General features: G+C 58.5%; 19 protein-coding genes. 12 read left to right on the top strand and 7 right to left on the bottom strand.

Annotated elements, in window-relative coordinates:
- Positions 1-44: 44 nt before the first annotated feature.
- Together ACR0A2_RS14665 and ACR0A2_RS14660 are read right to left on the bottom strand one after the other, a co-directional pair.
- Complete coding sequence (locus ACR0A2_RS14665; RefSeq protein WP_480685219.1) at positions 45-662, bottom strand: UbiX family flavin prenyltransferase; 618 nt, start codon at positions 660-662, stop codon at positions 45-47.
- Entirely contained in the window at positions 659-2,167 is a 1,509-nt protein-coding gene (locus tag ACR0A2_RS14660) for a UbiD family decarboxylase (RefSeq protein ID WP_480835939.1), read from the bottom strand. Before ACR0A2_RS14660 ends, ACR0A2_RS14665 begins: the two co-directional genes overlap by 4 nt.
- Positions 2,168-2,304: 137 nt before the next feature.
- Here ACR0A2_RS14660 and ubiT point away from each other — a divergent pair, with 137 nt between their 5' ends.
- From ubiT to ubiV, 3 genes are read left to right on the top strand one after another with little or no spacing between them, the layout of a single operon-like run.
- Positions 2,305-2,847 carry a ubiquinone anaerobic biosynthesis accessory factor UbiT gene (ubiT, locus tag ACR0A2_RS14655; RefSeq protein WP_480835749.1) on the top strand — a complete coding sequence of 181 codons (543 nt, stop codon included), beginning with the start codon at positions 2,305-2,307 and terminating at the stop codon, positions 2,845-2,847.
- Entirely contained in the window at positions 2,847-3,824 is a 978-nt protein-coding gene (gene ubiU, locus ACR0A2_RS14650; RefSeq protein ID WP_171229498.1) for a ubiquinone anaerobic biosynthesis protein UbiU, read from the top strand. The genes ubiT and ubiU overlap by 1 nt, the downstream gene beginning before the upstream one ends.
- 4 nt (positions 3,825-3,828) lie before the next feature.
- Positions 3,829-4,746, top strand: coding sequence for a ubiquinone anaerobic biosynthesis protein UbiV (gene ubiV, locus ACR0A2_RS14645; protein WP_480835747.1), 918 nt, complete (start codon positions 3,829-3,831; stop codon positions 4,744-4,746).
- Positions 4,747-4,815: 69 nt separating this feature from the next.
- Here the strand turns inward: ubiV and ACR0A2_RS14640 are convergent, their stop codons facing one another.
- The 3 genes from ACR0A2_RS14640 to ACR0A2_RS14630 form a co-directional block, all read right to left on the bottom strand.
- A complete protein-coding gene (locus ACR0A2_RS14640) occupies positions 4,816-6,063 on the bottom strand; it encodes an MFS transporter (protein WP_480835745.1) in 1,248 nt (415 codons plus the stop codon).
- 141 nt (positions 6,064-6,204) lie between these two features.
- Complete coding sequence (locus tag ACR0A2_RS14635) at positions 6,205-7,377, bottom strand: diaminopropionate ammonia-lyase (protein ID WP_480835743.1); 1,173 nt, start codon at positions 7,375-7,377, stop codon at positions 6,205-6,207.
- A 14-nt stretch (positions 7,378-7,391) separates the two neighbouring features.
- Complete coding sequence (locus tag ACR0A2_RS14630; RefSeq protein WP_480835741.1) at positions 7,392-8,534, bottom strand: amidohydrolase; 1,143 nt, start codon at positions 8,532-8,534, stop codon at positions 7,392-7,394.
- 82 nt (positions 8,535-8,616) lie between these two features.
- On the opposite strand from ACR0A2_RS14630, the gene ACR0A2_RS14625 reads away from it, so the two are divergent.
- Positions 8,617-9,105, top strand: coding sequence for an Lrp/AsnC family transcriptional regulator (locus ACR0A2_RS14625; protein WP_480835740.1), 489 nt, complete (start codon positions 8,617-8,619; stop codon positions 9,103-9,105).
- A 131-nt stretch (positions 9,106-9,236) separates the two neighbouring features.
- Here ACR0A2_RS14625 and ACR0A2_RS14620 read toward each other — a convergent pair whose 3' ends face one another.
- Complete coding sequence (locus tag ACR0A2_RS14620) at positions 9,237-9,416, bottom strand: hypothetical protein (RefSeq protein ID WP_480835739.1); 180 nt, start codon at positions 9,414-9,416, stop codon at positions 9,237-9,239.
- A gap of 5 nt (positions 9,417-9,421) precedes the next feature.
- On the opposite strand from ACR0A2_RS14620, the gene ACR0A2_RS14615 reads away from it, so the two are divergent.
- Positions 9,422-9,679, top strand: a complete 258-nt coding sequence (locus tag ACR0A2_RS14615; protein WP_480835737.1) for a hypothetical protein — start codon at positions 9,422-9,424, stop codon at positions 9,677-9,679.
- Between the two features lie 195 nt (positions 9,680-9,874).
- The gene (locus ACR0A2_RS14610; protein ID WP_480835735.1) at positions 9,875-10,219 is read left to right on the top strand and encodes a RidA family protein; all 345 of its coding nucleotides are present in this window, start codon (positions 9,875-9,877) and stop codon (positions 10,217-10,219) included.
- A gap of 80 nt (positions 10,220-10,299) precedes the next feature.
- Here the strand turns inward: ACR0A2_RS14610 and ACR0A2_RS14605 are convergent, their stop codons facing one another.
- Positions 10,300-11,226, bottom strand: a complete 927-nt coding sequence (locus ACR0A2_RS14605) for a LysR family transcriptional regulator (RefSeq protein ID WP_171117926.1) — start codon at positions 11,224-11,226, stop codon at positions 10,300-10,302.
- A 157-nt stretch (positions 11,227-11,383) separates the two neighbouring features.
- Here ACR0A2_RS14605 and ACR0A2_RS14600 point away from each other — a divergent pair, with 157 nt between their 5' ends.
- The 6 genes from ACR0A2_RS14600 to ACR0A2_RS14575 all read left to right on the top strand — a co-directional run bounded on the left by ACR0A2_RS14600 (position 11,384) and on the right by ACR0A2_RS14575 (position 16,728).
- Positions 11,384-12,400, top strand: a complete 1,017-nt coding sequence (locus tag ACR0A2_RS14600; RefSeq protein ID WP_152460451.1) for a TRAP transporter substrate-binding protein — start codon at positions 11,384-11,386, stop codon at positions 12,398-12,400.
- Positions 12,401-12,467: 67 nt separating this feature from the next.
- Complete coding sequence (locus ACR0A2_RS14595) at positions 12,468-13,004, top strand: TRAP transporter small permease (RefSeq protein ID WP_152460450.1); 537 nt, start codon at positions 12,468-12,470, stop codon at positions 13,002-13,004.
- 17 nt (positions 13,005-13,021) lie between these two features.
- Positions 13,022-14,362: a TRAP transporter large permease gene (locus ACR0A2_RS14590; protein WP_171117920.1), complete on the top strand. Its 1,341-nt coding sequence runs from the start codon at positions 13,022-13,024 to the stop codon at positions 14,360-14,362.
- 17 nt (positions 14,363-14,379) lie between these two features.
- Positions 14,380-14,874 carry a universal stress protein gene (locus ACR0A2_RS14585; RefSeq protein WP_480835733.1) on the top strand — a complete coding sequence of 165 codons (495 nt, stop codon included), beginning with the start codon at positions 14,380-14,382 and terminating at the stop codon, positions 14,872-14,874.
- 26 nt (positions 14,875-14,900) lie between these two features.
- Entirely contained in the window at positions 14,901-15,287 is a 387-nt protein-coding gene (locus tag ACR0A2_RS14580; RefSeq protein ID WP_152460447.1) for a nuclear transport factor 2 family protein, read from the top strand.
- A gap of 37 nt (positions 15,288-15,324) precedes the next feature.
- Positions 15,325-16,728 carry an NAD(P)/FAD-dependent oxidoreductase gene (locus ACR0A2_RS14575; RefSeq protein WP_480835731.1) on the top strand — a complete coding sequence of 468 codons (1,404 nt, stop codon included), beginning with the start codon at positions 15,325-15,327 and terminating at the stop codon, positions 16,726-16,728.
- Positions 16,729-16,857: the final 129 nt, after the last annotated feature.

Here is a 16,857-nt window from a genome sequence, read left to right as displayed (position 1 = left end):
ATCAAGGGTTTCGCGAGGCCACAGATCTCATCCGCGATCTGTGGCTATGGGATGTGCAATTTGCTTTCGGACCGATCGACAGGGTCCGCCTCGTTTCCGGGATGCCACTGTTTCGCGGCCGGTTCGCAAACCTTCAGACAATCAACCGCGCGCGCTGCGATCTGATCCGCGATTTCGGTTATGTTGACCGGATTCAAATAGAAGGCAGGCACAGGGGGCAGGATGATGGCTCCCATTTCTGCGGCGGCTGTCATATTGCGCAAATGCGCCAGTGTCAGCGGCGCTTCTCGTGTCAGCAGAACCAGTGGGCGTCGTTCCTTGAGCTGAACGCCGGCCGCGCGTGTCAACAGGTTGTCGTCCAGTCCGTGCGCGATCGCACCCAGTGAGCGCATGGAACAGGGCGCGACGATCATCCCGGATACCGGCACCGAACCGGATGCTATGCTGGCCCCGATATCGGCGGGCGCGTGATGACGGGTTGCCGACTGCCGCAGTTCCTTCAGGGCATCCGGGCCGCATTCCTGTGCAAGCGTCAGGCGGGCGGCGGGGCTGACGACCAGGTCGATTTCGATATCCGCCGATGTCAGATGTCGTGCCACCGCAAGGCTCAGAACCGCACCGGAAGCGCCTGATACGCCTAAGACTACACGGGTTTTCGTCATGTTCTCAGCTCCGGCATCAATCTGTTTATCAGGTCTTCCGCAAATGCGTGATCAACCTTGTCGGTACGCATGACCGTCCCCCATTCCCGCCGTGTTTCACTGCCTGTTTTCGTCGTGGCGTCGATGCCCAGCTTTCCGGCCAGACCGGGTTCTGGTGAGGCGAAATCCAGATAATCCATAGGTGTCCTGTCCAGGGTCATCACATCACGGCTCGGGTCCATGCGTGTGGCAAGCGCCCAGGCGATATCGTCCCAGTTTCGGGGGTCGATATCAGCGTCGACCGCAACGATCATCTTTGTATAACTGAATTGCGGCAGCATTCCCCAAAGCGCCATCATCACACGCCGGGCCTGGCCGGGATATCGCTTGTCGATGGCGACGATGGCGATGCGATAGGAACAGGCGGAAGGCGGCAGCCAGAGGTCGTGTATTTCGGGGATCTGAGCGCGAATGGTCGGCAAGGCAAGGCGATTGAACACTTCGCCGATGATGGCAGGTTCGTCCGGCGGGCGTCCGGTATAGGTCGACAGATACAGCGGCGCTTCGCGATGGGTCACGGCCGTGACATGCATCACCGGAAACGGCTCGGCGGGATTGTAATATCCGGTGTGATCCCCGAACGGCCCCTCGGGTGCTGTCTCGTTTGGCGACACCCAGCCTTCCAGAACGATCTCGGCATCTGCCGGCACAAGCAGAGGGACGGATTTGGCCGGAACCAAACGTGGCCGGTTCTGGTTCAGGGCCCCGGCAAATGTCAGCTCAGACACCATTTCGGGCAGGGGCAGAGCCGCCGACAACAAGGTCGCGGGGTTTGCGCCCAGAACAATCGCGACCGGCGTTTTTTCGCCGTGCCGCGCCCAACTGCGATGATGAGCGGCCCCGCCGCGATGTGGCAGCCAGCGCATGATCAGACGGTTCCGGTCCAGCACCTGAACGCGATAGACGCCGGCGTTGTAGGTCTGTGCCGCGTCGGGTTCGCTGCCACGGGGCCGGGTGATGACCACGGGCCAGGTGATCAGAGGCCCCGCGTCCTGGGGCCAATGTGTCTGGATCGGCAGCGCACAGAGATCAACATCGGCCCCGCGGTGGCAAACCTGCTGAACAACGGCGGTTTTGACCTGCTTCGGTCGCGTGGACAATGCGGCCTTCAGCATCGGCCAACGGGACAGCGCATCCCGCAACCCGTCCGGGGGCGTCGGGGCCCGAAGCGCAGCCAGAAATGCGCCCAGATCATCCAGCCCTTCGGAAGAAACGCCCAGTCCGGCGGCGACGCGTTCCGTAGTTCCGAACAGGTTGACCACAACCGGTATGTCGCACTGCCCCGAGGGCACACCTGTCGGTGTGTCAAACTGCAACACCGGCCCATTGGCCTCCAACACGGCGCGGTGGACGGCGGTCATTTGATGGCGCACGGAAACCGGTTCGGCGATGCGCCTGAACTGCCCGATTTCTTCACACCATTTCAGAAAATGTCGAAGGCTGGGATATGGCGGCAGAGTGCGAATGGGTTTGCTCCGGCGGTGGTGCCCACCCTCTAGCAGCGAAAGAGACCGGTCGAATTGACAACCGTCAAGTCCCGGGCGCCGGGGCGGCTTTAGGAAGGCTGCACCGGTTCACTTTGTTGAGACAGCAGGAGGTCTGTTTGTCCGATCCCCGAAACCCGATACCGCGTTGCCCTGCCGCTTTGGCCGCGGCCCTGCGGTTTGTTCCGCTTGCACCTTTGTCGCTGTCACTGACGGCGTTTTCCCGCAAAATAACCAAGAAACACCCCGACTTGCTCAACCGGCTCGGTGAATACAGCCAGGCAGCCTTTGTGCTTGATCCAACGGATCTGCCAGTTGTCCTTCTGCTTGAACCGAATGACGGCGCACCGAGAATAAGACTGAGCCGCGGGCACGTGGCTGGGGCTGCGCGAATATCCGGCCCGCTGGCCGCGCTGCTGGGGCTGGTGCATGGTGCGTTTGACGGGGATGCCCTGTTCTTTTCGCGCGATCTGGTGATCGAGGGCGACACAGCCGCGGCACTGGCGCTGCGCAACGCAATTGACGACGCAGAGCTGGACCTCGCGCACGAGGCCGCAACCCTTTCCGGCCCGCTTGCACGCCCGCTGAAGCAGATCATCGCCTTTGCAGAGCGTCGGACCGGCCTGTGCCTGACCCGACCCGAGGACGCGATCCTATGGTAATGGAAATCGTTTGCCCGGCGGGAACGCCCGCGGCCCTGCGTGCAGCTGTCAAGGCCGGGGCCCACACGGTCTATTGTGGGTTCAATGATGAAACCAATGCGCGGAACTTTCCGGGGCTCAACTTTGACCGCGCTGAAATGCGGGCCGGAGTTTCCTTTGCCCATGATCACGGATCGAAGGTGTTGGTTGCAATCAATACTTTCCCGCAGGCGGGCAATGAAGGGATCTGGAAACAAGCGGTGGCGGATGCCGAAACCTGCGGTGCAGATGCTGTCATTCTCGCCGATCTGGGCTTGCTGGACTACGCCGCGCGACACCATCCCGGATTGCGCAGGCACCTGTCCGTGCAGGCCGCGGCGGCCAATGCTGACGTGATCAATTTCTATGCCGAAACCTTCGGTGTGAAACGGGTGGTCTTGCCTCGCGTTTTGTCCGTGCCGGAAATTGCCGCGATCAACTCTGAAACCGGCGTCGAAACCGAAGTGTTTGTGTTCGGTGGTCTTTGCGTCATGGCCGAGGGGCGATGCTCGCTGTCCTCTTATGCCACCGGGTTGTCGCCAAACATGAACGGTGTCTGCTCTCCTGCCAGCCATGTGCAGTATCAAGAAGAACAGGGCGCGTTGAACGCGCGCCTTGGCGGTTACCTGATCCACCGGGTCGAACGGGATGAGCCCGCACCTTATCCGACTTTGTGCAAAGGGTGTTTTTCCGCAGGTGAAAAAACCGGGCACCTGTTCGAGGATCCCGTCAGCCTGAACGCAGAACGGCTGATCCCGCAATTGCAAAAGGCAGGTGTGACGGCCTTGAAGATCGAAGGGCGCCAACGGTCCAAATCCTATGTCGCACAAGTCGTTCGGAATTTTCGCGCCGCGGTCGATGCGCTGGAGTCAGGCCAACCGATGCCCGAGGGTATGCTTGCACGATTGTCCGAAGGGCAGGCCATGACGACGGGCGCTTACAAAAAGACGTGGAGGTGATCCGATGGAACTGACAGTAGGCCCGAACCAGTTCTTCTGGCCCGCCGAAACCTGGGCTGCATTCTACGATGATCTGGCCCGGTCGCCCGTCGACCGCGTCGTGCTTGGGGAACTGGTCTGTTCCAAGCGCTTGCCGTTTTACCAAGATCGTATCCCCACGGCGATTTCCCGGCTGGTGGAGGCGGGCAAAGAGGTTGCGCTGACAAGCCTGGCCCTAGTGACCCTGAAACGCGAGCGCAAACTTACCGCTGAGCTTGCAGGAATGGGCGTCATGGTCGAGATCAACGATCTGACCGCGCTGGCACATTTGCCCGGCACCTGCACGTTTGCCGTTGGCCCGTTGGTAAATGTCTACAACGAAGGCACTTTGAGATGGCTGGCTGCTCGGGGTGCGCGCCGGGTTTGTCTTCCGCCGGAATTGCCCATCGCTTCGGTCAAAACGCTGGCGCAAGCTGCCTCGGACTTGGACGTCGCGATCGAAATATGGGGGCATGGCAGGTTGCCGCTGGCCATTTCAGGGCGCTGTTACCACGCGCGATTGCATGGGCGCAGCAAGGACAATTGCCAGTTTGCCTGCGAAGACGATCCCGACGGGTTGGACGTTCTGACCGGCGACGGCAAGCCCTTTATGGCCATGAACGGTGTGCAGACCCTGTCAGACAGCCATGCCTGTACGGATCATCAGATCGACCTTCTGAAACAGGCTGGCATCTCGGCGTTGCGTCTGTCGCCGCAATCTGGCGGATTCCTTCAGCTGTGCGAGTTGTATCGAAAACGTATCGACGGTGATCTTCGCCAAGGAGAAGTGGAGCGCGCCCTGCGTGGCACTGATCCTGGTATTCGCTTGAGCGACGGATTTCTGACGGGGTCCTGCGGTGCAGAATGGTCCGGTGCATCAAAGGCGGTTTCGATCTCGGTTTGACCGCCGCATCGGCATGACGTCCGTCGCGCCGGACGCGAATGAAACAGCCTATGCTTTGAACCCTTGGGATCAGTCCGGGTCTGTCCGGGATTCTTCCTCTTGAACCCAGGTTTCGGCCTGCAAAACCCCGGGTTGCCCGGTGCCGATAATCCCCACGACCTGCACATCGCCGGTGTCGGTGGGCGCGGCCACCTGAACACGCCGGATCAACGCGAAAAGGGCGACCGCAATACCGATGGCCGCCAGAAGAAACGGAAGACCGCGCCCGCCGAACAATGAGATAGAGTTCGGCCCCAGCATGGTTCCCACCAGCAGGCCGACATTCAGCAGCAGCACCATCGTGCCACTGGCGGGAACGATCTGAGACAGCTTGAGCTGATCATTGGCATGCGCCGTCAGGATCGAATACGCGGGATACAGCCCGATTGCGATCAGCACGAAACCATAGACGATATGAGACGGCGACGTATCGATGGCCATCCAAAGACTGGACAGGGTCGTAACGACACCCAGCCCGATGACCACATAGCGTCTGTCTGTGTGATCCGACAGCCAGCCGACGGGGTATTGCACCATCGCACCGGCGATCAGCGCCGCCACCAGCGCCCCTGACGCCTGCGCCGTCGTAAAGCCGTTTTGCAACGCATAAAGCGGCAACGAGATATAGGACGCCGCGACACCGATGCTGACCAGAACGATTCCGATGACTGCGATGGGCGAAACCTTGTACAGCACCGGAACTGACATGCGTTCCGGCACGGCATATTCCGGCGCCTTGTTGCCCGACAGAAGAAGCGGCACGATCGAAAGCGAAATCAGGATGGAAACAAGCCCGAACAGCAGGTTCCCGGTGGGGTCGGGAAAGCCGACCATGGCGGTGCCAAGCGCCGGGCCGGCAAGCTGGATAATGAAATACAGCGACAGAACCTGAGCGCGCATGTTGTTCTCGGATTTCGCGTTCAGCCAGCTTTCGGTGATGACGTAAAGTCCCGGGTAACAAAACCCGCCCAACAGACGCATCACGCTCCAGCTGATCGCGTCGCTGGTCAACAGATGCACGATGGCCGCAATCGAAACCAGCGAGGCGAGGGCCGAAAATGCCCGAATATGCCCGACATTTTCGACCAGCCTCGGGGCAAGTGCTGTCCCCGCAAGCGCGCCTAAAGGATAGCTTGCCTGCATGACGGAAATCGTGAAGTCACTAAAGCCCAGACTGGCCCCCCGGATCGTCAGCAACGTCGCCAACAGACCGTTGGCAACCATCAGCATGAACATCCCTAGGAATAGCGCCCAGTTTTCGTTTAACGCGCGTAACATAGCCAACCGCTACTGATGCGGGTCTGGCCTGTATACAACTCCTACGACATCGGGATGTCGTTTGATGGAACTTCTCCGTTGCAGGCCACCATGTCGGATTCAACCGTCCCAGGGCCCATTGCAACTGGGCTTTGGGCTGAGCTACACGTCGCCTTGAATGATCCGGGCATAGATATCGGGATCCGTCACGCCTTCGGAACCGATCGTCAAAACCCGAGACTGCGGCGTCAACCCAAGCTTCTGGAAAAGCTCGGGGTTGTCAGCTGCTTCGATCAATGCAGCCAATCCGGCAGCGCCGCTCTCTCCGGCTTCGATCGCCGGATCACTACCTTGCGGACGCGCCAGGCGACGGACGGTGGGCGGTATCAGTTGATCGTCGATTGCCAGAAAGTCCGAGGCTTCGCTGTGCAAAACCTCCCACGCCATCGGAGACGGCACCCCGCAGGACAAACCCGCCATGATGGTCTCTTCGTTGATATCTACGGACGCGGCTTGCCCCTGCCTTGCGCTTTCGAACAAGCACGCCGCCAGATGCGGTTCCACGACCACGACGCGCGGCGCGGCATCACCCCAGGCCTGACGCAAAGCTGCCGCAACTGCCGCGGCAAGCCCTCCAACTCCGCCTTGCAGAAAGACATGCGTCGGTGCCGTATCCATTGCATCCACGACTTCCTTGACCATGACGCCATAGCCCGACATCACGTCGCGCGGCGGGTCGGTGTAGCCTGGCCAGGATGTGTCCGAAACCACGAACCAGCCGTTCTCGTCGGCTTCCCGCCTGCACTGATCCACCGAGGCGTCATAGTCTCCATCGATGCGCACGACGTCGGCCCCGAGTTCGCGCATGGCCAGCGCGCGGCCTTCACTGACTTCGGCGTGAATGTAGATCCGGCAAGGCGCGCCGAACCGCTTGCACCCCCACGCGAGGGACCGACCGTGGTTGCCATCGGTTGCCGAAACAAGCGTGATACTGGCAACCATGTCGGCGCAGCGGCCAGTTCGGATATCTTCCAACGACACGTCCTGACCGGTCCGGCGCGATATTTCACGTTGCAGAACGCGCAAGGCGGCAAAGGCCCCCCCCAAGGCCTTGAAACTTCCAAGACCAAACCGGGGACCTTCATCTTTGTAGTGAACCTCAGCGACGCCGATCGCGGCTGCCAACGCGGGCAAAGAATGCAGAGGCGTTGGCGCATACCCCTCCCATTGGGTGATTTCCCTTGCTGCGCGATCGAAATCCTGTTGTGTCAAAACGGTTTCGGCAGCGGGGCCGAAGCTCGGCCTGCCTGCCTGATGGGCGATGATTTCTGTCATGGTCGTGTATCCTGTCAGGGGGTCAGCGGCAGGCGCTGCCGCACCAGCTCTGCCCAGAGTTCTGCGCCCAGCGGAAGCAGTTCGTCGTTGAAATCGTAATCAGCCGAGTGCAGCGGTCGGCCATTTGATCCTTCGGTCCCGTTGCCGATAAGCAGGAAACACCCGGGCACAACGGCGGCAAATTCGGCAAAATCTTCCGAGAAAGACATGGCAGAGCGGTCACCGTCCACCTCAAGACCCATGGCCGAAGCCGCTGCAACGACATGCGATGCGGCATCGGCATCATTGTTTGCCTCGATGAATGCGGTGCGGAAATCCACACTCACCTCGACGCCATGGCTTTCGGCCACACCGGCTGCGATCTGGCGCATGCTGCGCTCGATCAACTTGCGGTCTTCCGGTGACATGGCCCGCGCGTCACCTTTCAGAACAGTGCGCCCCGGAAGCACATTGCGCTGCCCGTCGGTGATGAACTCGGTCACCGACACCACGGCGCCGGATGAAGGTGCAAGCTTGCGTGAAACGATGGTTTGCAGGGCCAATACCAGTTCCGCCGCAGGCGTGATCGTTTCGCGCCCGACATGCGGCATCGAGGCATGACCGCCCTGACCGGTAATCGTGATCTCGAACAGGCTTTCACTGCAACAGATCACGCCGGCGCGGGTGGAAACCCGCCCAACAGGCTCTCCCGGAAGATTGTGCGCGCCGTAAACCTCATCAATCGGGAAGGTCCGCAAAACCCCTCCATCGATCATCGCCCTTGCCCCAAGCCCATGCTCTTCGTTGGGCTGGAACAGAAAGACAACCGTGCCGTCAAACGCCGGATCCATGGCCAGCAATTCGGCGGCCCCAAGCAGCATCACCGTATGGCCATCGTGGCCACAGGCATGCATGACACCTTCGTTCTGCGACTTGTGCGCAAACGTGTTGACTTCGGTGATCGGCAGCGCGTCGAAATCCGCGCGCAACCCGATGGCGCGATTGCCGTTGCCCGCCTTCAAGACGCCCACGACACCGACCCCTTCAAACACCTCGATGCCCAGGTTGTGCAGATGCCCGGCAATCCGGGCCTTGGTCCGGACTTCCTGAAATCCAAGCTCGGGGTTGCGATGGAACTCGTGTCGCAACGCACGCAGACGTTCTGTCAATGCTGTCACGGCAAAACTTCCCCTTCGACGTGTTGCTTCACATGTGTGAAACAAGTTTATTGCAAGTGACCTGAAAAAAGGGCTCTAGTTGGTGGCCGGAGATGCAAGTTTCTTTCACATGACGCAATTGGATGACTTTGACCGCGCGATCCTGCGGATTCTGCAACAAGACAACAGAACCACGCAGCACAAGATTGGCGAGGCCGTAAATCTGTCCGCACCCTCGGTGCAGCGCCGTATCCGCCGGATGGAGGCCGAGGGCGTGATACGAGCCAATGTGGCCGTCGTTGACCCGGCGGCCGTGGGTCTTCAGCTTACCATCTTCGTTGAACTTGAACTGGTCAGCGAAACCCCGGACGAGATTGATGCCGTCAAGAAAACCCTGCTGAATGCTCCGGAAGTCCAGCAATGCTTTTACGTGACCGGAGAGGTGGATTTCATGGTTGTCGTGGTCGTCGAAAGCATGGCGGTATACGAAGATTTCACCCGCAGGATGTTTTTTGAAAACGGAAATATTCGAAAGTTCAGAACCTTCGTTTCCATGGATACCATCAAATCCGGCAGTGCTTTGGGGTTCTGACCGGCACATGGTGCAACGACAGGCCCGTCCAAACATGTCCGCGCAGGCCTGGACCATTCGGTTGGGCTGACAGAACTGCAAAGGCAAGTCCCGCCACGGGTCTCAGCGCTGCTGTTCCAACGTGTTTTCAACTACATTCCATTGCGCGGAATGACATGCGCTTTCTCTTCCTCAAAGATCAACTCCTCTCCTGACCATGCCTTCAGGCGCGAGATCAAATGAAACTCGGTGGCCGTTGCCCGTTGTTCGGAATAGGTCCAGATCCTGTTCTTCCGCGTCAGATGTTTCAGCTGATTGGGTTGCAGCAGCACATCGCATGACCACCCGTCCTTTTTTGAAACCATTTACGTCAGCCGACCAACTTCGCTGTCCTGCATCGGGCATGCAAAAAAGCAGCGTTTCGGCAGTGTCGGGTGGCATATGGCGCTCCGATATTGGGGCGAGCGGAGGAGCTCTTAGCCGATTGAAAGCAGAATGGGAAATCTCCGTAAAACGCCTTGTGAACCAGGGCCGCAATGTTTCACCAAATGCGTTGGCCGAAGAGTGCAAGACAGGAAAGAAAAAGCATCGGTGAAAACGTCCTATCCGCAAGGCGCTGGCAACCGCTTGTCACGTCTCCGAGCACCGGACATAAGCGTGCTATTAGGCTGAAAGCCCCCGCGCAGCAGGCTGGCAATTATTCGATGATTGAAGGTCCGGGCTGGCGGTTGGCGTCGTTTCGCTCTATCGCCCAACCAGAACATACCCATCGTGACAGGAGACAGCAGTCGTGACCATCACTCGGATCGAGACCGGCAAACGCATGAGCCGCATCGTCAAACATAACGGAACCGCCTATCTGTGCGGTCAGGTTTCCGATGCCGCAACTGTTGCGGATCAAACCCGTGACATCCTTGCCAAGATCGAGGACCTTCTGGCCAAGGCTGGCAGCGACAAGACGCGCATCCTGCAATGTGTGATCTGGCTGTCGGACATGGCCGACTTTGCCGAAATGAACGCGGTCTGGGATGCCTGGGTGGCAGAAGGCCACGCCCCGGCCCGTGCCTGTGGCGAGGCGAAACTGGCCCGCGATGTTCTGAAGGTCGAAATGATCGTTACCGCAGCCTGCGATTGATCCGCGCGGTCTCGCGCCTTGTGCTAATTTCAGGTACGGGCGGGTTTGGGCCTGGGAAACAAGACGCCCTGTCCGCGTTCCTACTGTACCTGAGAATGCACCTTTACTAGAGTTTCCAGAAACAGCTTGGCCACGCGTGTTGGCGCAGGTTGTTTTCTGGCCACGGCCGCGAAACGGGTTCTGTATTTGATCTCTTTGGGCAGGACCTTTTTCATAAGCCCCTGTTCGACAAATTCCTGCGCCAGATGATCGGGAAGAAACCCAAGGTAGCGACCTGACAGTATCAGAATGACAAGGGCTTGTTCGTTCTGCACTTTGGCCGCACGTCGAAACCCCAGTTGTTGACCAACGATAAGATTTGGAGAGTTCACATTCAGACCGGCATAGTTGAACTTGCGAAGAACACTCAGCTTCAATTCTGGATCCGACCGGTCAAACAGGGGGTGTTCCTGCCCACAGTACAAGAACATGTTTTCCCCGTAGAGCGGTGTGTAATCCAGGCTTGCCGATGGTCGGTGCAAAGCGATGATGCCGACATCCAGATGCCCGGTGATGACCATTGTCTCAATCACGTTTGGGGGTTCCAGCGACAGCTCGATGTGAACCGCCGGTGCGGCCTCATTGAACTTGTGAATGGTGCGGGCAAGTTGGGCTTCGGGGTTGGTTGTACATTGATCGAACAAAGCCACGCGAATACTGCCGGCCAGTTGTTGTTTGACTTCGTTGACCTCGGTTCTGAACTGCGCCACGGAAATAAGCAGGTCTTCTGCCGCCGCCAGCACCTTCTCGCCGTCTTCCGTCAGTGAAAACCCTGACGGCCCCCGGTTGCACAGCTTCAGGCCAAGCCTCAGTTCCAGATCAGACAAGTGTTTCGAGATCGTCGATTTTCCGATGTTCAGCTCGATCTCGGCGGCCGTGATACCACCACTTTCCGCAACGGTTTTGAACACGCGCAGCAGACGGATGTCCGTGTCGCCGATCCGGGTATCAAGTTTGTTCTGACTCATATCGTATGTTTGAGATTAATGAAACCTTTCGCGCAAATATTAACAACGACGAAACCATTTTGGCAAGTTAGCTTCGTGTCGCCGAGGTAGAATCGGATTGGCCTATTTCTCCCCAGGTCAGCGCGCACCTCGAAACACGACAAATGGGAGGAAATCCATGTCATTTATCAAAAAGCTTGGCACTTTCAGCGCAGCCGTTTCCGTTGCCGCACTGATGGTTGCAGGCACGGCCGAGGCGAAGAATTTCAAGATCGCTGTCGGCGACAGCGCGGGCAGCGCTCAAGAGGCGCTGGGGCTCGCTTTCGTAAAAGCGCTTGAAGAAAAATCAGGTGGTGAGCACACCGCGACGCTGTTCCTGAACGGTCAGCTCGGTTCCGAGCAGGACACCGTGAACGAGGCCGCCATCGGCACGCTCGATATGTCTCTGCTGGCAATCAACAACATCACGCCATTCTCGCCCTCGGTCGGGGTTTTCACTCTGCCCTATGTTATTCTCAGCCTGGAAGATGCCGAAAAACTGACCCAGGGTCCAATCGGTCAGGAACTGATCGAAAACACCATCCGTGATGCCGGCGTCCGCATCATCGGCTGGACGTATACCGGTTTCCGCCGTCTGACGAACTCGAAGAAGCCGGTCAAATCGGTTGCGGATTTGCAGGACCTGATCATTCGCGTTCCCAAAAACGAAATCATGATCGAAACCTACAAGGCATGGGGCATCAACCCGACCCCGATGGCCTGGTCGGAAACCTTCACCGGCCTGCAGACCAAAGTGGTTGACGGTCAGGACAACCCTTACCTGACGATCAATGCGATGAAGTTCTACGAGGTTCAGGACCACGTCACCAACCTGCGTTACATCTTCTCGATCGAACCGCTGATCATCTCGGAAGCCGTGTTCCAGGACCTGTCCGAAGAGGAACAGCAAATGATCCTGGAAGCAGGGCAGGAAGCCACTCAGGTCTCGGCCCAGTTCCTGCGGGACTCGGAAGCAGCCATCAAGGAAGAGCTGACGGCCAAGGGGATGGAAATTATCGACCCCGAGAACGACGAAGCCGAGTTCATTCAACTGGCGACCGAAGCTGTATGGCCGCAATTCTACGAGTCCATTGGTGGTGTCGAGAAACTGAATGCAGTTCTCGAAGCCATCGGCCGCGAGCCGGTCCAGCAATAATCGTCGCACGGCGATACCGGGAAGAGCGCTGCGGCGCTCTTCTCATTTCAGGGAGGAGTGAAACCACATGTTCTGGAAATTTCTGGACAACATAGAAAGTGTCATCTGCCGGATCCTCTTATCCGGCTTCGTCTGCCTTTTGTTCGTGCAGATCATCGCGCGCGAAGTCTTCGGCTTTTCGATCAGCTGGATCGAGGAGCTTTCGGTCTACATGTTCGTCTGGTTCGTCTATTTCGGCGCAAGTTACGCCGCTCTGAAAGGTGCGCATAACCGCGTGACATTCCAGTTCAAGTTCCTGCCCGATGGCTCGATCAAATACATCGAAGCCTTCGCCGATCTCTTCTGGCTCTTCTTCAATGTCTACTTCCTGTATCTGGCGACGGATTTTGTCTTCAACAAGATGAACAAGTTCTGGAAGTCCCAGACCCTGGGTATCGAGATGAAGTACATCTACATGGTGCTGCCCATCGCGTTTGCGCTGATGACCGTCCGCATCATTCAGGTGAATTACCGCCGCCTTATCAAGGGCGAGGATATTCACGATCCTGATCAGATCGACCTCGACGAAATCAAAGCTGCGACTGAAGCAGCAAAGAAATCCTAAGGGCAGGGGGATAAACCATGGAATCCGAAATCGTCACAATCCTGTTTGGGTCTTTCCTGTTTCTGCTGCTCATTGGCGCGCCGATCACGGTGGCGCTGGGTGTGGCGTCGCTGGTCTCATTCCTCTACCTGGACGAGAACCCGATCAAATTCGTGCAAATCGCCTTTACCTCGGTGGGTGCTTTCCCCCTGATGGCGTTGCCTGCCTTCATTCTTGCCGGGGCCCTGATGGAGGCCGCCGGTATCTCGAAACGCCTGATCAATGTTGCTGAAAGCCTGGCCGGTCCTTTCACCGGCGGTATTTCGGCTGCGACGGTCATGGCATGTCTTTTCTTCGGCGCCATTTCGGGCTCGGGCCCGGCAACAACCGCGGCCGTTGGGATGTTGATGATCCCTGCGATGATCGACCGCGGCTATGAGCGCGGCTATGCCTCGGCGATCACTGCGTCCTCTGGCGGCCTTGGGATTATCATTCCTCCCTCTATCCCGATGGTGATCTTCGGCATTGCCGCGCTCGGTATGGCGCCGCCGCCGGAAGCCGTGGAAAAGTTCGGTACGTTCCAGTCGGTTTCAATCTCGAAACTGTTCATCGCCGGATTCGTCCCGGCCTTCCTGATCGCCACCAGCCTGCTGATCCTGAACTTCTTCATGTCGAAAAAGCGCGGCTACAAGGGCGTTTCCGAAGGTTGGTCGATCCGTCACGTGGGCTGCGAAATGTATCGCGGTTTCTGGTCGCTGATGGCGCCGCTGGTGATCCTGGGCGGTATCTATACCGGGTTCTTCACCCCGACCGAGGCGGCAATCGTGGCAATCTTCTACACCCTGTTCGTGGGCGTGGTTATCTACCGCGAACTGACCTGGCAGTCGCTGTTCCAGTCGCTCGAGGCCACCACCTGGCTGACTGGGCGTGTTCTGCTGATCCTGTTCACCGCGACGGTGTTTGGCCGACTGCTGGTGGAAAACCAGATCCCGGCGATCATCGCGGATTCGATGCTCAGCTTCACGGACAACCTCTATGTCATCTGGACGCTGATCATCTTCTTCCTGCTGTTCGTCGGCATGTTCATGGAGACGTTGGCCACCATCCTGATCCTGGTTCCTGTGATGCTGCCGGTGGCCTATTCGGTGGGTATCGACCCGATCCACTTTGGCGTGGTGATGGTCTGCACGCTGGGTATCGGTTTCCAGACGCCGCCGCTGGGCGAAAACCTGTTCATCGCGTCAGGTATCTCGAACATCACGATCGAACAGATCTCGTTGCGTGCGCTGCCCTTTGCAGCCGCCAACACGATCGCGATCTTCATCATCGCCTTCTTCCCTGAACTGTCGCTGTGGCTTCCACGGCTGTTCGGCTACTGACCCGAAAGGATGACGACATGAAACAACTGGTCACAAACATCCTCTTTGCCACTGACCTGTCCGAAAACTCGGGTCACGCCATGCGCCATGCCGCCAGCATCGCGCAGGCCACGGGGGCCGAAATTCACGTGCTGCATGTGAATGAGCCACTGTCGGACGATGCCAAGATCACGATGGAGATCTTCATCCTGAATGAAGAGACCCGCAAAACCGCCGTTGCGCGCCGTCACGAGATGGTGCGCAAGGTTCTGGCCGAACGGCAAGCCAAGTTCTGGGCTCAGTTCGATGGTGAAGATGAGAGAATTCGCGATCAGGTCACTTCGGTCGAGGTCACAGATGGCCACCCGGCCGAAGTGATCCTGCGCCGCTCGGTCGAATTGGGCTGTGATCTGATCGTGCTGGGCGCGCATGATCACGGCTTTTCGCATACGTTTCTGGGCACCGTCGCAAAGCGTGTTTTGCGGCGCTCCAAGATACCGACACTGATCGTTCCGAATCCGGACGAAACGTAACAACCCCACTGACAAGGAAGTACAAAATGAGCAAAACCCTGACCGCGCAGGACCTGGCGGACACGTTCGACGCGTTCAACCGCCACGACATCGACGGCGTGATGACCCACTTCGCCGACGACTGCGTGTTCTACACCGTGGCCGGTGACGAGAAATACGGCAACAAGATCGAAGGAGCAGAGGCTATCGCCGCCGCGTTTTCAGGCGTCTGGGCAGGCATGAAGGACGCCCATTGGGATCACCACGGCCACTTTGTCCACGGTGATCGCGCCGTATCGGAATGGACGTTTTCGGGAACCGATGCAGACGGCATGCGGATCGAAGCGGAAGGTGCGGATCTGTTCACTCTGCGTGACGGGAAAATCGTCGTAAAACAGGCGCTTCGCAAAACGCGCCCCATGTTCAAGGCCTGATCCGCCGCACTGCGCGCAGCTTCGGAGAAAAACAAGAATGGTGGACAAAAGCATCCCGCGTCATTGGCCCAAGGCCAGCTATGACCCGAAATATGACCCCATCATCGATGCGGGTCCTGGTCACAATCGCGACCACGCGCCCACATACTGGATCGGAACGGCCGGTACGCCCCCGGCCGATGATGGTCCGGTGTCCAGCGATATGGATGCGGATGTGGTGGTGATCGGGTCGGGTTATACCGGCCTGTCCACCGCCATTCACCTTGCCAAGGAACACGGAATCCAGGCAGTTGTTCTTGAAGCGAATACCGTGGCCTGGGGATGCTCGACGCGCAATGGCGGGCAGGCCCAGATCTCATCCGGGCGGCTGAAACGGTCGCAATGGATTCAGCGCTGGGGCACGGATGTGGCCAAGGGCATGCACGCCGAAGTCACCGAAGCTTTCGAGTTGTTCAATGATCTCATCGCGTCGGATGACATCGACTGCGAACCGCAGCCGGGTGGCCATTACTATATCGCGCACCGTGAAAAGGTCATGCCGTCGCTCAAGAAAGAGTGCAAGCTGCTGAACGACGTGTTCGGCTACGGCTCGCGTATCATTTCCCGGGACGAACTGCATGAAAACCACGTGCGCGACATGGAAGCCGCAGGCGCGATGTGGGAGCCGGACGGAACGTGTATCCACGCCGGCAAGCTGGCTTTTGGCTATGTCAACATGGCGCGCAGGCTGGGGGTGAAAATCCACACCGGCAGCCCGGTCATGGGGTGGCAAACCAAGGACAGAGTGCATCATCTGCGGACGCCGGGTGGTATTGTGCGCGCGAAATCGGTGGCCTTGGCAACGGCCGGTTATACACCCCCGGGACTCAACAACCGCACCAGGCACCGCTTGATGCCGATCTTGTCGAATTCGATGGTAACTCGGCCTCTGACCCGGGCCGAGTTGGATGAATGCGGTATTCAGACCAGATCCCCCCTGACCGACACGCGCACGCTGCGCCACTATTACCGCCTGCTCCCGGACAATCGGATGCAGATCGGCAGCCGCAGCGCCGTAACAGGGCGTGATGCCGAGAACGGCAAACATCTGGACTTGCTGAAAAAGGGACTTGCCCGCAAGTTCCCGGCGCTCGAGGATATCAACCTCGACTACTCCTGGTGGGGCTGGGTTGATGTCAGCCACGACATGATGCCGCGCATTTTTCGGCCCGATCCAGATCAGAACGTGTTCTATGCCATGGGCTACGGCGGCAATGGCGTCATGTACTCGGCCCAGGCCGGACGACGCATGGCGCAGTTGGTTGCCGGCCAGAAGGACAAGGCGTTTGAACTGCCGATCTTCACCTCCCCATTGCCGAGCCACGGCATCCTGACGCCTTTCCGTCGACTGGGACAGCGTATGGCGTATGTCGGCTACTACCTCAAAGACGAAATACTGTAACTCACAGGGGCTTCGGCGCCCTGAAAAGACAAGGAAGAACTCAGATGAAGATGACGACGGAAGAGGCGTTTGTTAAGGTTTTGCAGATGCACGGGATTGAGCATGCGTTCGGGATCATTGGATCTGCGA

This window comes from Ruegeria sp. H8, from assembly GCF_056532905.1.
The sequence above is the reverse complement of the archived record's forward strand: the minus strand, read 5'-3'. Positions and strand labels throughout refer to the sequence as shown.

What these genes read in the sequence shown, in the direction of transcription:
- ACR0A2_RS14665 (WP_480685219.1), bottom strand. Translation starts at nt 662, where the DNA reads ATGACGAAAACCCGTGTAGTCTTAGGCGTATCAGGCGCTTCCGGTGCG.
- ubiU (WP_171229498.1), top strand. Translation starts at nt 2,847, where the DNA reads ATGGAAATCGTTTGCCCGGCGGGAACGCCCGCGGCCCTGCGTGCAGCT.
- ubiV (WP_480835747.1), top strand. Translation starts at nt 3,829, where the DNA reads ATGGAACTGACAGTAGGCCCGAACCAGTTCTTCTGGCCCGCCGAAACC.
- ACR0A2_RS14640 (WP_480835745.1), bottom strand. Translation starts at nt 6,063, where the DNA reads ATGTTACGCGCGTTAAACGAAAACTGGGCGCTATTCCTAGGGATGTTC.
- ACR0A2_RS14635 (WP_480835743.1), bottom strand. Translation starts at nt 7,377, where the DNA reads ATGACAGAAATCATCGCCCATCAGGCAGGCAGGCCGAGCTTCGGCCCC.
- ACR0A2_RS14615 (WP_480835737.1), top strand. Translation starts at nt 9,422, where the DNA reads ATGACCACCCGTCCTTTTTTGAAACCATTTACGTCAGCCGACCAACTT.
- ACR0A2_RS14605 (WP_171117926.1), bottom strand. Translation starts at nt 11,226, where the DNA reads ATGAGTCAGAACAAACTTGATACCCGGATCGGCGACACGGACATCCGT.
- ACR0A2_RS14600 (WP_152460451.1), top strand. Translation starts at nt 11,384, where the DNA reads ATGTCATTTATCAAAAAGCTTGGCACTTTCAGCGCAGCCGTTTCCGTT.
- ACR0A2_RS14595 (WP_152460450.1), top strand. Translation starts at nt 12,468, where the DNA reads ATGTTCTGGAAATTTCTGGACAACATAGAAAGTGTCATCTGCCGGATC.
- ACR0A2_RS14590 (WP_171117920.1), top strand. Translation starts at nt 13,022, where the DNA reads ATGGAATCCGAAATCGTCACAATCCTGTTTGGGTCTTTCCTGTTTCTG.
- ACR0A2_RS14585 (WP_480835733.1), top strand. Translation starts at nt 14,380, where the DNA reads ATGAAACAACTGGTCACAAACATCCTCTTTGCCACTGACCTGTCCGAA.
- ACR0A2_RS14580 (WP_152460447.1), top strand. Translation starts at nt 14,901, where the DNA reads ATGAGCAAAACCCTGACCGCGCAGGACCTGGCGGACACGTTCGACGCG.
- ACR0A2_RS14575 (WP_480835731.1), top strand. Translation starts at nt 15,325, where the DNA reads ATGGTGGACAAAAGCATCCCGCGTCATTGGCCCAAGGCCAGCTATGAC.